The sequence below is a fragment of the Olsenella sp. Marseille-P4559 genome, assembly GCF_900605015.1.
In the GTDB taxonomy this organism is placed as follows: domain Bacteria; phylum Actinomycetota; class Coriobacteriia; order Coriobacteriales; family Atopobiaceae; genus Tractidigestivibacter.
Genome location: NZ_LR027574.1, coordinates 635,610 through 651,066, shown reverse-complemented (window position 1 = coordinate 651,066; position 15,457 = coordinate 635,610). Strand labels below are relative to the sequence as shown.

General features: G+C 65.8%; 17 protein-coding genes. 14 read left to right on the top strand and 3 right to left on the bottom strand.

All coding sequences use genetic code 11. The features are described 5' to 3' along the window. The first annotated feature begins 75 nt into the window (after positions 1-75). A complete protein-coding gene (locus tag E0E00_RS09180) occupies positions 76-702 on the top strand; it encodes a TetR/AcrR family transcriptional regulator (RefSeq protein ID WP_130812227.1) in 627 nt (208 codons plus the stop codon). A 73-nt stretch (positions 703-775) separates the two neighbouring features. Then, complete coding sequence (locus tag E0E00_RS09175; RefSeq protein WP_130812226.1) at positions 776-1,846, top strand: Gfo/Idh/MocA family protein; 1,071 nt, start codon at positions 776-778, stop codon at positions 1,844-1,846. A 21-nt stretch (positions 1,847-1,867) separates the two neighbouring features. On the opposite strand, the gene rnd is transcribed toward E0E00_RS09175, so the two are convergent. After that, a complete protein-coding gene (gene rnd / locus E0E00_RS09170) occupies positions 1,868-2,998 on the bottom strand; it encodes a ribonuclease D (RefSeq protein ID WP_130812225.1) in 1,131 nt (376 codons plus the stop codon). Positions 2,999-3,130: 132 nt separating this feature from the next. Here rnd and E0E00_RS09165 point away from each other — a divergent pair, with 132 nt between their 5' ends. The 12 genes from E0E00_RS09165 (at position 3,131) to E0E00_RS09115 (ending at position 12,791) form a co-directional block, all read left to right on the top strand. Beyond that, entirely contained in the window at positions 3,131-4,105 is a 975-nt protein-coding gene (locus E0E00_RS09165; RefSeq protein ID WP_130812224.1) for a diacylglycerol kinase family protein, read from the top strand. A gap of 487 nt (positions 4,106-4,592) precedes the next feature. Next, a complete protein-coding gene (locus E0E00_RS09160) occupies positions 4,593-5,282 on the top strand; it encodes a zinc metallopeptidase (RefSeq protein WP_130812223.1) in 690 nt (229 codons plus the stop codon). Between the two features lie 3 nt (positions 5,283-5,285). Next, a complete protein-coding gene (gene xseA, locus E0E00_RS09155; RefSeq protein WP_130812222.1) occupies positions 5,286-6,644 on the top strand; it encodes an exodeoxyribonuclease VII large subunit in 1,359 nt (452 codons plus the stop codon). 77 nt (positions 6,645-6,721) lie between these two features. Further along, positions 6,722-7,003 (top strand): exodeoxyribonuclease VII small subunit, encoded by a 282-nt coding sequence (gene xseB, locus E0E00_RS09150; RefSeq protein ID WP_207302706.1) that lies wholly within the window; start codon positions 6,722-6,724, stop codon positions 7,001-7,003. A 68-nt stretch (positions 7,004-7,071) separates the two neighbouring features. Continuing rightward, positions 7,072-7,419: a histidine triad nucleotide-binding protein gene (locus E0E00_RS09145; RefSeq protein WP_130812220.1), complete on the top strand. Its 348-nt coding sequence runs from the start codon at positions 7,072-7,074 to the stop codon at positions 7,417-7,419. A 1-nt stretch (position 7,420) separates the two neighbouring features. Then, on the top strand, positions 7,421-7,840 hold the full coding sequence (locus E0E00_RS09140) for a C-GCAxxG-C-C family protein (protein WP_130812219.1): 420 nt from the start codon (positions 7,421-7,423) through the stop codon (positions 7,838-7,840). Positions 7,841-8,000: 160 nt separating this feature from the next. After that, positions 8,001-9,182 (top strand): acetate/propionate family kinase, encoded by a 1,182-nt coding sequence (locus E0E00_RS09135; protein WP_130812218.1) that lies wholly within the window; start codon positions 8,001-8,003, stop codon positions 9,180-9,182. A gap of 225 nt (positions 9,183-9,407) precedes the next feature. Next, positions 9,408-9,866: a hypothetical protein gene (locus E0E00_RS09130; protein ID WP_130812217.1), complete on the top strand. Its 459-nt coding sequence runs from the start codon at positions 9,408-9,410 to the stop codon at positions 9,864-9,866. Between the two features lie 208 nt (positions 9,867-10,074). Beyond that, positions 10,075-11,313, top strand: coding sequence for a DDE-type integrase/transposase/recombinase (locus E0E00_RS09125; RefSeq protein ID WP_130812216.1), 1,239 nt, complete (start codon positions 10,075-10,077; stop codon positions 11,311-11,313). Then, the gene (gene istB / locus E0E00_RS09120; RefSeq protein WP_242622210.1) at positions 11,310-12,110 is read left to right on the top strand and encodes an IS21-like element helper ATPase IstB; all 801 of its coding nucleotides are present in this window, start codon (positions 11,310-11,312) and stop codon (positions 12,108-12,110) included. Before E0E00_RS09125 ends, istB begins: the two co-directional genes overlap by 4 nt. 85 nt (positions 12,111-12,195) lie before the next feature. After that, positions 12,196-12,333 carry a hypothetical protein gene (locus E0E00_RS14385; RefSeq protein ID WP_165443637.1) on the top strand — a complete coding sequence of 46 codons (138 nt, stop codon included), beginning with the start codon at positions 12,196-12,198 and terminating at the stop codon, positions 12,331-12,333. After that, positions 12,330-12,791, top strand: a complete 462-nt coding sequence (locus tag E0E00_RS09115; protein WP_165443636.1) for an IS3 family transposase — start codon at positions 12,330-12,332, stop codon at positions 12,789-12,791. The genes E0E00_RS14385 and E0E00_RS09115 overlap by 4 nt, the downstream gene beginning before the upstream one ends. 87 nt (positions 12,792-12,878) lie before the next feature. Here the strand turns inward: E0E00_RS09115 and E0E00_RS09110 are convergent, their stop codons facing one another. Together E0E00_RS09110 and E0E00_RS09105 are read right to left on the bottom strand one after the other, a co-directional pair. Beyond that, positions 12,879-13,646 carry an ATP-binding protein gene (locus E0E00_RS09110; protein WP_130812214.1) on the bottom strand — a complete coding sequence of 256 codons (768 nt, stop codon included), beginning with the start codon at positions 13,644-13,646 and terminating at the stop codon, positions 12,879-12,881. Further along, positions 13,639-15,144 (bottom strand): transposase, encoded by a 1,506-nt coding sequence (locus tag E0E00_RS09105; RefSeq protein ID WP_130812213.1) that lies wholly within the window; start codon positions 15,142-15,144, stop codon positions 13,639-13,641. The genes E0E00_RS09110 and E0E00_RS09105 overlap by 8 nt, the downstream gene beginning before the upstream one ends. Positions 15,145-15,457: the final 313 nt, after the last annotated feature.

Below are 15,457 nucleotides of genomic sequence, written 5' to 3'. Positions count from 1 at the left end.
TTCTGGAAATAAGTATACTATTGGAAGCAGCGTTGCATTCGCTCAATATGGCATCGTATTCGAGGGGTGAGCAATATGGGCACAAAGCTCAGGGGGCATATCGATCTTCGCGTAAAGCGCTCGCAGGCCGCCATACGCTCTGCCGTTGTGCTGCTGCTTACCGAGAAGCCAACCCAGGACATCACCGCAAAGGACGTCGCCGACCGGGCTCTCATCAACAAGAAGACGTTCTACGCGCATTACCCAAGCGTGCGCGCGGTTCTGAAGGAAATCGAGGACGACGCCGTTGAGGAGGTCTCTGGCATCGTGTCGTCCGGTGATGTGAACACGCCGGCAGGGCTCTCGAAGGTGCTGTCGCAGCTCAAGGCCCTTGCATCAGACAGCGCCACAGCGTTTGGCTCGCTTGCGCATACGCCCGTGCGCACGCTACTCTCCGAGCGCTTCCGGCGCGAACTCTCTGCTCGTCTGAGTGGCCCCTCGGCTGCGTCCTCCCCGGTTACGGCATCGGTATCATCGCGGGTCGCATGTGCCGTCGACTTTGCCGCCGGCGGAATCGTCTCGCTGTTGGCGAGCTGGCTTTTTGGGGAGCGAAGCATGAGCGAGAATGAGCTTTCCCAGACGGTCATCCAGGCGGTGCAATCGTGCCTTGGGTTTGCTGGCCCTGTGGCTGATGTGCCGGTCGGCGAATCCGCTCACGCGTAGGGCTTTGAGGGCGCATCTGCACCACTCCTGCTCTAGAATCCAATTGTCGAAGGCTTGAGGGAAGGGGCGCCCCATGACAGGCAAGAGCAAGGTGTGTATCGCAACCATTGGAACGAGCGGGATAGCCCGACGATTCCTCGATGCGCTTGCGTCTTATGACGGGGCCGTGTACGCGGGTGCGTACTCGAGGGACCTCTCTCGGGCACAGGCGTTCTCGCGCGAGCATGGCGGGGGCCTCGCCTTCGATTCCCTCGACGATCTGTGTGCCAATCCCGATGTCGATGCCGTCTATGTGAGCTCTCCCAACGGACTGCATGCTCCCCAGGCGCTCGCCTTGGTGCGGGCCGGAAAGCACGTGCTGGTCGAGAAGGCCCTCGCCTCCAATGCCCGCGAGGCGCGAGGGGTGTTTGACGCGGCCTCTGAGCACGGCGTTGTCTGCATGGAGGCCATGCGCTCCATTCACACGCCCGGCTTCAGGGCCGTTGTCGAGACGCTCCCCGAGCTTGACGAGATCCGTCTTGCTCACTGGGGCTTCTCGAAAGTTACCTCTCGCATCAAGCGGCTTCGTGCCGGAGAGCGCCTGAACGTCTTTGACCCGCGGCTCTCCGAGGGCTCGCTCATGGATATTGGCGTCTACTGCGTGGAGCCAGCCGTTTCGCTTTTTGGACATCCGGAAACGGTGCAGGCGTCTCTCATTACGGCACCAGTTCCTGGCGAGCCGGCAGATTCCCCCTATGAGAGAATTGACCTTGCCGGGGCAATGCTTTTGGGATATGGGGACAAGGTGGTCTCAATCTCGTTTGGCAAGATATCCGATGACCTTGCACCGTGTCAGATAGAAGGCGAGAGAGCCTCCCTCGTCTTTGATGACATCACAAAGCCCTGCCACCTGAGGGTGGTCGAGCACGTGGACCAAGGGCTTACGTGGGGGACCGTCGGCGGAAGCGAGCGCACGGTCGTCGTCGAGAACCCCGAGAACGACATGGTCTGCGAGCTGGATGACTTCTGCCGTGCCGTGTCCGGTGACGCCGTTGCTCGGGGGCACGCTGACATGTGGGGCGACGTCACGCTGGTGTCTCTTGGCATTATGGATGCGGCTCGCGAACAGTGCGGCATCCGCTTCCCCGCAGATGACGAGGCGTAGCCTTAAGGTGCACGACCTAGCCTAGATGACCTCGAGGTGACCGTCCCGCACCGTGAGGCCCACCGAGCCCTTGAGCAGGCTTTCGAGTTGCCTGCCGGCAAGCTCGTGGCGCCAGCCTGTTGCGAGCCTTGACTTCGAGCTGTCCTGGGCGAACTCCACGAGGTCATCTCTCGTGGCGATGAGCTGCGTTGCGATGCCGGTCCTCTCGGAGACGATCCTTACCAGGGCGTTCATGAGGTCCACGACGCTCTCGAGCTCCGATGACGGGTGCGTATGGCGCTCCTGCTGCGGGCAGTCCGAGGTGGGGACGTTCTCGCCGACGCGCACCATCCCGAGAAGGTTATGCACGTCCTTCTCGTTAAGCTGGTCTGCCCCACGGATCTTGCGCAGACGGTCGCGGGTATGCGGTGCGCGCTTGCAAATCTCGACGACGACCTCGTCCGAGAGGACCCACTTGCGGGGGATGTCATGACTTGCTGCCGTCTGCTCACGCCAGGCACAGACCTCACGCGCGATGGCGAGCTGCCGGCGCGTGAGGGAACCCGAGCGCTTGAGCCTCAGATAGGCGTCGCGCGGGTCTCTGCGCAGGTGGGAGGGGTTGGCTACCTCGGCCATCTCGGGCTGCACCCAGGCAAGCCTGTCCTTCTCGATCAGTTGCTCCATCATGCGGCCGTAGATGGCAGGCAGGTATCGCACGTCATCTTCGGCATAGGTGAGCTGCTCGGGATCGAGAGGGCGGCGTGACCAGTCCGTAAGCGATTCTGCCTTGGGAAGCCTCGCTCCCGCGTAGGCCTCGACGAGAGACCCGTAGCTCACCTGCTGGCGCATGCCCAGAAAGGCTGCCGCCACCTGCGTGTCAAAGACCGAGGTACAGGTTACGCCCATGCCATCGAGAATGACCTCGAGGTCCTGTCCGCAGGCGTGAAACACCTTGGTGACACGCTCGTTGGCAAAGATGCGCGCCAAGGGCGAGAGATCCCCGATGAGGATGGGGTCGATGGCGCCAATCTCAGAGATGGTGCCAACCTGCACGAGGCAAAGCTTGGGGTAGTAGGTCCTTTCACGGAGAAACTCCGTGTCCACGGCTATGACATGCTCCTTCCCAATTCGCTCGCAGAAGGACCTCAGTTCGTCGCTTGTGGATATGTACACTCGACTCTCCCAGCTCAAAGGTGTTAGGCAAAGGCAATGGCGATGGTCTACCATGTGACTGTGGCCCGGCGGGGGCCGGTGCCCGGAACATGATACATGCTATCCCTTGTTGGGGGACCGGGGAGGACCATCATGCGCAGTGTCATCATCCACAACCCGTTGTCGGGCTTTGGGTCCGATGCCATCTTCGAGTTCGAGCGTGCTCTCGTTCACGCTGGAGACGAGTGCACCTTCCGTGTGCTTGCACCGGACTTCGTCCCGGAGGATGTTGTGGGTGACGCTGATGACTTTGACATCTGCGTACTCTCGGGTGGTGATGGCTCGGTGACGGGGCTGCTGTATGCCCTCCGCAACCGCAATGTGCCCGTCTGCGTGTTTCCCTCGGGTACGGCGAACCTGCTCTTCGCAAATGTTGGCAACGCGCCGGAGCCGGCGGCACTGGCCCGAGCATGCCGCGTTGGCCACACCGCAAGCGTTGACCTTGCCGAGATTTCTTGGGTTGACGAGCGGGGCAACGAGCATGTGAGGGGGTCTGGCATCATGTCTGGCACGGGCTTTGACGCTCGGCTTATGGAGGCCGCCCTGCCCAAGAAGGCCGCTATGGGACAGGCCGCCTACTTTGCTGCTGCGTTCGCAAACCCCCGGCCCACCGTTGAGGAATTCACGATTGTTGTAGATGGTCAGAAGTACCACCGAAGGGGAATCTCCTGCATGGTGGCAGACAATGCCATGATTCAGGGCGACATCCAGATTGTGCCGGACTGTAGGATGGACGATGGGCTTCTCGACGTCATTGTGATAGAGACACAGGACGCCGCGCAGATGCTTCGCCCGCTCTTCTCGGGCATTGTTGACAGGTCGGGCAAGTCCATTGGCCGCCCGCACCTGGAGTTCTTCCGAGGCCGTGAGATTACGGTGCGCACCGAGCGCCACGTGCCGCTCGAGATAGACGGCGACGTGGCAAGCTCTGGTGTCACCGAATACCGGGCCAAGGTTCTTCCTGGGGCATGTAACATCGTGGTCGACAGCATGAGTTCGTATCAGCCCTGCTCCGACGCCCCTGCCCGCTTTGCCGACGCGGACGAGATAGCGTTTCCCAAAGAGTGAGGGCGGCTAATGAGGGCAGATGTCGCGTGCGCCTGCATGAAAGTGCCCTATCGAAGGGAATTTCGGCTCTCGCTGCATGAAAAGGCGATATCGTAAGGTCCTTTCCGAGTACGTTTATCAATAATTAAACTACAGTTCCATGAATGTGCATGTTATTACCAAAATATGCACATTCATGGAACTGTAGTTTAATTATTGATAAAGTATCGCGAAAGTCGTCTTGCGATAGACCGTTTTTATGCAGCGGATCAGAAAAAGTCGTTCGATAAGGCGTTTTTGTGCACGATCTCTGCCGCATGGAGTCCCATGGGCGTTGGCTGGCAGGGCAGCTCAATCGTGCGTACGCACGATGACGAAGAATTGCCAGCCAACTCCAACCAGCCCCGCCTATCGCGTAATTTGTGTCGCGCGGCTCCGGTATCATCATTGGTACCGGACGGCCTTGGGTACATATGCCCCACGGCCCCCAATGATTGGAGCTTTTCACATGGGTTATTACTACTACGGGATTGACTTCGCTTACTACGCGATTGTGCTGTTGTCGCTAGCCCTAGGTCTTGCCACCCAGTCCTACATCAAGCGCAAGTATGCGCGGTGGTCTAAGGTCGACGCCTCGTTTGAGGGTACCGGGGCAGATGTTGCGCGTCAGATGCTCGACGAGGGTGGCGCCTCAAACGTGGGCATCGCTTCGGTTTCCGGCCATCTCACAGACTACTACGACCCACGCGACAACAACCTGCACCTCTCGAACGAGAATATGCGCGGAGGTTCTGTGGCATCCGTCGCCGTGGCATGCCACGAGGCTGGCCATGCGGTACAGCGAGCCAAGAACTACGGGCCCATGCGCGTCCGTACGGCACTGGTGCCGGTTGTAAACTTCTCGCAAAACGCTTGGATGCTGGTGTTTCTCGCTGGCGTCTTCCTGAATATTGCCGGCCTCGTGCAGTTCGCCATCGTCCTCTTTGCCTTCTCCGTTATCTTCCAGCTGGTTACCCTCCCTGTAGAGATCAACGCATCCTATCGTGCCGTCCAGTTTCTCGAGACGCACGGCCAGGGGATTGATCGCCAGGGAGCCAAAGAGGTGCTCACTGCAGCCGCTCTCACCTACGTTGCCGCGGCGCTCGTCTCGGTGGTCCAACTGCTCTATCTCATCGGTCGCAACGATAGGAGGAGCTAGCCCATGTCGGGCACTAAAGAAGAACCGCTCTCGGTGACCGAGGCGGTGCAGGTGGCAAAGGGGCAGGTGGCGCAGATTCCCACCATGGTTGTCATGGGCGAGGTGAGCGGCTTTCGCGGCCCCAACGCACGCTCCGGTCACTGCTACTTCGAGGTCAAGGATGCCACGGCATCAATGTCGACCATTGCCTGGCGCGGCGTCTACAAGGACTTTGTCGAGACGTCGGGCGCACAGTTGCGCGATGGCCTGCAGATCCAGATGGTGGGGGCCTTCGATGTCTACCAGAACACGGGCAAGCTCTCGTTTGTCGCCAAGAGCATCACGGTGGCGGGGGAGGGGCTTCTTCGCCAGCAGGTGGCAGAGCTCGCACGCAAGCTCGAGCGCGAGGGCCTCATGGACCCTTCGAGAAAGCGCCGCATTCCCGCCTTCTGCACGAGGGTCTGCGTGGTTACGTCGCTTTCGGGAAGCGTCATCGAAGACGTCAGGCGCACGCTGCGGAGGAGAAATCCGCTGGTCCAGATAGACGCGGTGGGGTGTGCCGTGCAGGGGAAGCATGCCCCCGCAACCATCATCCGCGCCTTGGCTGTCGCGGCGGGCTCCCGCCCCGACGCCATCCTGCTCGTGCGTGGCGGCGGTTCCTTCGAGGACCTCATGTGCTTCAATGACGAGGCCCTTGCCCGCGCCGTCGCGGCCTGCCCCGTGCCTGTGGTCACGGGCATCGGGCACGAGCCGGACACCTCGATCTGCGACATGGTCTCGGACCGTCGCTGCTCCACGCCCACGGCGGCAGCAGAGTCTGTCGCTCCCGCCATGAACGAGATAGAGACCCTCATCAACCAGCGTGGCGTTCGCTTGGGCAACGCCATGGCGGCCATTCTCCAGGCGGATTCCACCACGGTTGGCGCTCTTGGGGCACGAGCGGCCCGGTCGATAGAGGCGCATGTCTCTCGCCTTGCGGCCTGTGTGGACTCGCTCGCATCGCGCCGCTGCCTCACCGACCCCATGGCAATGCTCGATGACCGCGGTCGCACGCTCGATCTCACCGGGGAGCGCCTTCACGCCGCCATCCCCAAGTCACTTGCACGCTCGCGGGAGCGCGTGAGAGATGACGCCCGTCGCCTTGCCGTTGCCGGCAAGGCGCTCCTGCGCCCGCACCAGACGTCTGTCGCGCACTATGCCGCGACGCTCGACGCCCTCTCGCCGCTGAGGGTCCTCGGTCGCGGCTATGCCTTGGCGCGTGATGCCGAGGGGCACGTGCTTTCCAATGCAGCCCAGGTAGGGGTCGGAGAAAGCATCTCTGTTCTTCTCGGGGAAGGGGAGCTGGGGGCAACGGTGACCAGTGTTGGGGGCACCACCTCTTAGATTACGAGAGCCGGCGCGAGAGGCGCCGTCGGAAACATCAAGAACGCGCGGTGATGCCGCGAGAAAGGAAGGCCACCATGGCAGGGGACAACGCCACAGACACCAGGAACGTCGAGGACCTGAGCTTTAAGGAGGCCTCCGTCGAGCTTGAGCAGATCGTGCGCTCGCTTGAGGCCGGAGACCTCGAGCTCGAGGAGTCGCTCGAGCGCTACAGCAGGGGCGTCGAGCTCCTCAAGAGCCTGAGGGAGCGCTTGGCCAACGCCGAGCAGAAGGTGCGCGTGCTTCTCGACGCAACCGACGAGGATGCCCCCGTTACAGATACCACCGCAGCCCCGTCTACGGCTTACCTCAACGAGTAAACCCCTGCGAGGGGGCCTGCGCATGCAGGACCGCTGGTCTCTCGCACATCATGAGTGAAGGAGAAGACATGTCAGACTGCCTCTTCTGCAAGATTGCCAACGGGGAGATTCCCACCAACTTCCTGTACGAGGACGACCTCGTCGTCGCCTTCCCGGACATCAACCCGCTTACCCCCACGCACGTGCTCGTGGTGCCCAAGGAGCACTACGAGAACATCACCGACAGCGTTCCTGCCGAGACGCTGGCCGCCATCGCGCATGCCGTGAAGGTCGTGACCGAGCAGACCGGCATCGACAAGACCGGCTTCCGCTGCATCACGAACACCGGTGACGACGGCGGGCAGTCCGTACACCACCTGCACGTGCACGTGCTTGGCGGTCGCAAGCTCGACCCCAACGCAGGGGAGGGGAAGTAGCGTGGGGCCCAGAAGCGGGCTTGCCGCCGAGCGTCACGCACGGGGTTACAACTGCGCCCAGGCCGTCGCCTGCACCTATGCCGACCTTGTGGGCATGGACGAGGCCGCGCTCTTCAAGGCGTGCGAGGGGCTGGGGCTTGGCATGGGCGGCATGGAGGGCACGTGCGGTGCGCTCTCCGGTGCCTGCATGCTGGCGGGTCTTGTCAACAGCACGGCCGACCTTGCGCACCCCACAAGCAAGGGCTCTACCTATGCGCTCTCGCGCAAGATGGTGTCGGACTTCTCGCACGAGGCTGGCGCCACGGCTTGCCGCGACCTCAAGGGGCGCGAGACCGGCGTGGTTCTCTGCCCGTGCCCCCGCTGCATCGACATTGCCTGCGAGCTTGTCGAGAGAACGCTCTTCTTGGACGAGAAGGCCTAGCGGCAACACGCGGGCGGCAATGCGCAAGTGCTGCCGTTTCGGGAGGATTCTGCACCTTCCGTACGTGTGGCGACCATTTGGGTGGTATTGCGCCCGTGCGGCGCTATCATGGCCATTGCTCTGTGCCTAATCGGGGTGCGCCCCTTCCGAGAGGAGACTCATGAACGTTCTTGTCATCAACGCCGGCAGCTCGTCTCTCAAGTACCAGTTGCTCGACACCAAAACCCGTGAGGTCTACGCGAAGGGCAACTGCGAGCGCATAGGCATCGACGGCTCGTTTGTTGGACATGAGGAGCGTGGCGGCGAGAAGCAGAGGCTCGAGGTGGCCCTGCCCGACCACAAGACTGCTGTCACATATGTTTTTCAGATCCTTGGTGATGCCGGCTTTGATACGGACAAGATAGAGGGCATTGGTCACCGCGTGGTTCAGGGTGGCTGGTACTTTCCGTCATCTAAGGCTGTAACCGACGAGACACTTGGTTGGGTACGCGAGGTTGCGCCTCTCGCACCGCTTCACAACTATGCCGAGGCCGACGTCATCGAGATCTGTCGCGAGATGTTTCCCGCCATCGGCAATGTGATCGTTCCGGATACCGCATTTCACCACAACATGCCTGAGAAGGCATGGCGCTACGCCCTCCCAAGAGACGTGGTCGACAGGCTGCATGTTCGCAAGTACGGTGCCCACGGCACCTCCCACCGCTACATCTGGCGCGCTACCAACGAGTTCCTCAACGGTGACGTCCACAAGCTCGTCTCCTGCCACCTTGGCTCCGGCGCCTCGCTATCGGCCATCCAAGATGGGCATGACATGGATACCACCATGGGGCTCACGCCGCTCGACGGCCTCATCATGGGTACCCGCTGCGGCACCATCGACCCGGCGACCGTCTGCTACCTGGTGCGCGAGGGCGGCTACACCATCGACGAGGTCGATGCCATGATGAACAAGCAGTCCGGCCTGCTCGCGCTCTCTGCGGTCTCGTCCGACTCGCGTGACATCGAGGCGGGTGCCAAGAGGGGCGACAAGAACTGCCAGATGGCACTCGAGATGTTCTACTACCGCACCTCCCAGCTCATCGCCGAGATGGCGCAGTCCATGCACGGCTTTGACACCATGGCCTTCTCGGCCGGTATCGGCGAGAACTCGGCTGGGATGCGCCTGGGTGTGGCCAAGGAGCTCGAGTGGCTCGGTGTCAAGATTGACGAGAGGGCCAACGAGGTCCGCTCGGATGACCCGCGCGTCATCTCCACGCCGGACTCCAAGGTGAAGGTCCTTGTCGTCCCCACCAACGAGGAGTACATGATCGCCCTCGATGTCGAGGAGCTTCTCTCCAAGTAAGGCTTGTTGCCAATAGTGGCGAAAGCGGCGGGGCCCGACGGTTGTCGGGTCCCGTTTGTGTGGCGGAATCCCAAGGCTAGAGTGCGGGGAGCTGGGATCGAGCCGTGGATTCCGGACACTTGGCCTGCCGTAACCGTCCAAAATCTACGAGACAAATAATAACGGGGGCCCGGACCAAAAGTTGGACACCACACATATGGTCTCCAACGGAAGGGTCTGGGCCTAATGTATTCTGATGAAGACAGGCGGTGGGCGCCCTGCGTGCTCTCCGAGACGGGCACGTTCAGCGAGACCGCTCGTGTCACGGGCATCAGCCGCGGCACGGTAGCCAGATGGGCGCAGGGGGACGACGCGGCCGGCGCCAGCCGCAAGGGGATTGTCCTGCACACGACCACAGAGAAGCTCGCGGCGCTGGCGATGCCCGCCGCGGGGGCGGGCGTCCGCGAGGTCGCCGGCGCCTTCGATGTCATCCCCCAGGCCACAGGGAACCGGGGGCGCAGGATGGAAGGGGGAGGGCTCGGGCCAGAGACGCCGGGCGAGCAGGCACGGGAGCCCCGGGAGGACCCGCGGGAGCCCGCGGCGCCCCCTGCCGGGGCCCCGAGGAGGACGTCGACGGCCTCAGGAGGCGCGCACGCGCCCTCGGGCCCAGGGACGCCGTGCTCGGGCAGAAGGCCGAGACACTAAAGAAAGGCCCAGGCGCCGACGTGTCTGACATGGGCAACCGGGAGAGGGTGATAGCGCTAGCTTAGGTTTCACCAGATTGACCAACACGCGCCCCAATCCGACCAGCGCGGATGCGCCAGCCAAACCAGCGTGGTTTCACCACCTTTACCAACTAGGCTCAGCCCCGAACCGACGACGGAGAGGGGTGGGGGCCTTGGAGAGGAACCTCATGGCTGGGGTGAACGCGGACAGGGAGTGCGGCGTCAAGCCGAACTTCTCGGAGGTCGCTAGGAGGTACGGCGCGGACGGGCACACCGTCTCGAAGTACTGGAACGGGGGCGGGCCCTCGCCGGACGACGGCAGGCACGGGCGGCAAAGCGGGTTCGACCGCTGCCGCGACGAGATCGAGGAGAAGGCGGCGCTGCCGGGAGCCACGGCCAAGGGCACCCACGAGCTGCTGCTCGAGCGTCACGCGGGCGACGAGCCGCCGGTCCCGGGCCACAACGCCTTCACGAGCCACCTGAGGGGGCGCGGCATAGCCGTCGGGCGCGGCGGCGCGCCGGACGCGCACCCCAGGTTCGGGACGGCGCCCGGCGAGCAGCTGCAGTCCGACTGGAAGGAGGGCGTCACCATGCGCGACCGCTCCGGCCGCGGGTGCCGCTTCGACGCGTACGCCTCGGCGCTCGGATGGTCCCGGATGCACCACTGCGTGCGGTCCCCGGCCAGGGCCAGGGACGACCTGCTGGCCTGCATGGCGGACGACATCCGCTGGCTGGGCGGCGTGCCGCGGCAGCGGCTCGCGGACAACGTGCCGGCCGTCGCGACGCTCGGCGGCGACGGGAGGCGCTCGCGGGACGGGCGCGTCGCCGCCTTCGCGCGCGAGGCCGGCCTCGGGCTCGCGCTCTGCCGGCCCAGGACGCCGCAGACCAAGGGCAGGGACGAGGGCGCGAGCCGCCTCCTGTCGCGCCTCGGGGCCTGCGAGGGCGACTTCGAGGGCTGGGAGGGGCTCGACCGCGCGATGGCGCGCGTGCGCGCGAGGAGCAACGAGGAGCCGAACCGCACGACCGGCCTGCCGCCGGAGCCGCTCTTCCGGAGGGAGAGGGGGGCCCTGGGGCCCATGCCCCGCGAGTCGGTGCCCTCGGCGCTGGTGGGCGGCGTGCCGTGGCAGGTGGTGCCCGCCACCATGCTCGTCAGGTGCGCCGGGCGCGAGTTCCCGGTGCCGAGGGGGTGCATGGGGCGCCGCGTGAGGCTGCTGCTCGAGCCGGGCGGGCGCCTCAGGGCCTACGACGGCGGGGGGCTCGTGGCGGCGCACGACGCCGCCGCCCCGGGAGGGCCGGTAGCCTACCGCGAGGGCGACTGCGCCGAGGCGGTGGCGGACGAGCGCTGGGGCGGCGACGCGGACATAGAGGCGCAGGCCAGGCGCAACCTCGAGCTGCTGGGCGGGCCCGGAGGGGGCGAGGGGTCGTGACCGGCCCGGAGGGCAGCGTGCCGGAGCGCATGCGCGGCAACCTGGGGGAGCTCGGCCTCGACGCGATGGCCTCCTCCGCCCCGGAGTACTCGAGGCTGGTCGCGACGGGCGCGAAGCCGTTCCCCGAGGCCCTGCTCGAGATGACCGGCGCGCAGGTCGCCGCCGTGAGGGAGCGCGACCTGGACAGGAGAGTCGAGAAGGCGAGCCTCCCCCACGTGAAGGCTCTCAGGGACTTCGACCTCTCGTTCCAGCCGTCGGTCCCCAGGGGTGTGGTCGAGGACCTCGCGACGCTGGGGCTCCTCGACCGCCACGAGAACGTCGTGCTCGTCGGCAGCCCCGGCGTGGGCAAGACCCACATCGCCGTGGCGCTGGGGGTCGAGGCGATCCGCGCCCGCAAGCCCACCTACTTCACCGACTGCCGGCGCCTCGTCTCGGACCTCGCGCACGCCGCGGGCAAGGGCCAGCTGGAGAGGCGGCTGCGCCTCTACGCCCACCCGTCGCTGCCTATCGTCGACGAGGTGGGCTACCCGGACGTGGACAAGCAGGGCGCGGACCTGCTGTTCCAGCTGACCTCGAGGAGGTACGAGAGGAGGTCGGCCATCGTGACGGCCAACGTGGGGATGGGGTCGTGGGCGAAGGTCTTCGGGGACCCGGTCGTGGCGTCGGCGATAGCGGACAGGCTCTGCCGCCACTGCCACCTGGTACGCATGACGGGGAGGTCCTACAGGACCAAGGACCTCGCGCCGCAGGACAGGGCCTCGCCGGCAGTGGTCGCCGATTCCGGCGCCCCGCGGTGACGGGACTGGCGAATGTACGTTGGTGCGGATGGGGGCGGTTCGCTGTCTAGTCTGGTGAAATCTATCTTGACTTCAACAGAGGGCCATGGTCGTCGGCGCCCCCGGGAACGCCTTCGGCCTGTCCGAGCTGCTCCGCGGGCTGGGCCTCTCGAGGAGCACCTACCACTACGGGAGGGGGCGCTCGCCCGAGGCGACGGGCTCGCCTGGCCCGGGCCGCTCGTGACCCCGGCGCTCGCGCAGTCCCGTGGCACCTTCGGCTCCGAGCGGGTCTGGGCCAGGATCCGGGAGCTGGGCGCCGTCGTCTCGGAGAAGGTCGTGCGCAAGGTGATGCGCGAGTGCGGGCTCGTCGCGAAGACGTCCGCGAAGGGCAGGCACCACGGCCCCTGCGAGGGGGAGGAGGGGCGTGCCTGTGCCCCCGACCCGCCTTTGCCCGGCAAGGCGGAGGACGCCCACGGGTTCTGCTGCCCCGTGCCGGGCAAGGTCTTCTCGACCGACATCAGCGGGCTCGGGCTGCCCTCGGGCCCCAAGGCCTGCCTCTCTCCCATGACCGGCCCCCTCGACGGGAAGGTCGTCTCCGAGGCCATCGGGCCCAGCCCCGACAGGGGGCTGGCGGCTGGCATGCCCGCCGGTGCCTCGCCCCCCTTCGTCGGCACGGTGGCTGCCCATGTGTTTCGTCAATAGTTAGTTTCACTCACGTGCAAAATTATTTTTCACATACGGGGGTGAGACGTTTCACGAAAAAGCGGAACCCGCCGCGCGCCGCCGTCCTTACAGATCGTCGCGCACGAGCGCGTGCTTCATGCGGTAGCCCTCGCGCTCGTAGGTGACAGGCCTGCCGTGGTGGACCATGCGGTCCATCATCGCCTTGGCCATGTCGCCGTCGTCGAGGATCTCGCCCCGACGCGAGAGCTCGATGTCGGTCGTGAGCACGAGCGATATGCGCTCGTAGCACATCGACACCACCCTGGACAGCAGCCGCGCGCCGTCGGGGTCGGTGGGCAGGCAACCCCACTCGTCGAGCATGGTCATGCCGCCTTTCGCGAGCGTCTTGGGCCCCTCGGTGGCCCTGCCCTCCGAGTTCGCCTCGTCCAGCTCGTTGGCCAGCGCCGACGTCGTGAAGAGCCTGACCCTCATGCCCATGCCGCACGCGAGGGTGCCGAGCGCCACGGCGGTGTGCGACCTGCCGTTGCCGCTGCCGCCGAACAGCACCAGACCCTCGTGGCGGCCGACGAACGAGAGCGCGAGCACGTCGCCCCTCGGGAAGCCGCCCGGGAAGCCGATGCCGTCCCATTCGAACCCGTCGAAGCCCTTCTGGAACGGGAGGTCCGCCTCCCTCTCCAGCCTCGCGACCCTGCTCGCGCGCCGCAGCCCGAACTCCCTGTCGACCACCGACCTGAAGAGGGCGGACTGGCCCTCGGTGGCGGCCTCCGCGACGAACCCGAGCGACGCGTTCGACATGAGCGCCGACCCTCCGGCCGACATGACGCCCCTCGGCTCGTCGTGCCTGGCCTGCGCCTCCGCGCCCATCCTAGCCATGCCGCGTCCCCCTCGTGATCAGCGAGTCGTACTCGACCATCCTGGTGCCGTGCTCGACGGCGGGGCCCGTGCGCCTGCCGCCCGCGGCCATCCTCGCCGCGGTCATCCCGACGCCGGCCGGCCTGGTGGCGCCGGTGATCCCGCATGCCCCCCCGAACGCGCCGACGGTCACGTCGGCGCCGTGCGCCCTCGCGAGCCGCGCCATCGTCCTTGTCTGCGAGGGCAGCCCCTCGCGCCCCATCGAGTCGAAGTGCGCCCCGCAGGCGTCGGAGAGCATCGCGCGCACGCTCGAGCTCCCGAACGCCCCCGTCTTGCGGGCGAGCAGGCCCATCAGCGCCAGCGGGCCCTCGTCGTGGGTGCGCCGCTCGCCGGTCCTGCGCCTGTGCCCCCTGATCGGGACGCCGTCCAAACCGTCGGTCCCGACGGTGGAGGCGCGGATCCCAACGGTGAGCCTGACGTCGGCGGGGTCGGGCGACGCCAGGCAGAGGTGCCTGCCATCGTCGGGCGGCACCCTGCCGCAGCCGTCGGTCCCGCACGTGGTCCAGTGCACGACGTCGAACCGCGCGGCCGGCAGCGGCATGAGCGCCGCCCCGTCCGCCTCGGACGGCCCCGCCCACGTGAGCCCCTTCTCGTAGTGCTCGCGCTCGCGCGAATGCGCCTCGAGGCCCGCGTTGGGCGACGCGTCGCAGTCGCGCAGGTCGCCGGTCGGGGGCACCGGGGTCATGAGGTTGCGCCGGATGTAGCCCACCTCGTTCTCCACGTTGCCCTTCCCGTGGCCCGCGTCGGGGTTGCAGAACCTGGCTTCGAAGCCGTAGCGCAGCCCGAACCTCCCGAACGGCTTCGACCCGGTGACGACGTCGCGCCATCTCCTGCCGGCCTCGGTCGCGTTGCCCGGCACGACCGTCCTGGGGACGCCGCCGACCATCTCGAACAGGTCCTGCGGCGCCTGGCAGACGCAGACGCCCTTCTCGTCGCCGAAGGCCCCGCACCTGGCGTCGCTCGAGTGCGGGAGCGACATCGGGAGGAAGCGCATGCGCACCAGGCTCCCGTCGCCGGCGCCGCCGAACGGGCAGCCGAAGCCCGCCTGCCCGAAGCCCGCCTGCAGCGCTCCGGGCGCCCAGCTCAGCCTCACGTACTGGTCGGACGCGGCCTGCCTGCGCCCCCTGCGCATCTCGCGCACCCTGCGCTGCACCGACGAGTGGCTGCCGTCGCAGCCGTGCCCCTCGACCAGCCGCCCGCATATGCGCTTGGCGGTGTGGCGCTGCTTGCGGTGGCAGCGCCTGTCCGAGTCGGGCATCGCCGCGGTCTCGCCCTCGTACGCGTTGGTCTTGGACGGCCTGCCCGCGCCGCCCGGCTTCCTAGGCGAGAAGTCCTCCACCCCGCAGTGCTTGCGGATCGTCGGGTACGAGGCGCCCGTGACCGCCTTAGTCTCGGACGGGGAGCACCCCCGGCCCTTCAAATCCACCATCCTCCCCATCTGGGGCATGCCCAGCGCCATCCCTTTCCGACCTCCTGTGAAACCGCAGCTTGGAACCTACGGCCGACAGGATGGCCCAATCGGGGCGGCGCGGGCGTGCCCTCCTGCCTTTACGTGAAAATTTGCACGCTCATGAGTGAAAACTCTTTTTGCCCATCCGGGGGTGGTACCGGAAATCCGTACCAGACGATGACGTCTGGAGGATGGCGCGTGCTCCCTTGGGCAGAGGACAAGGGCGGTCGAGCCCTACATCAAGTACGGCCTCAAGGCCACGGCAACCATACGGGAGCTCGGATGTCCCAGCCGCGCACAGCTGGTGAGCTGGCACGGGGAG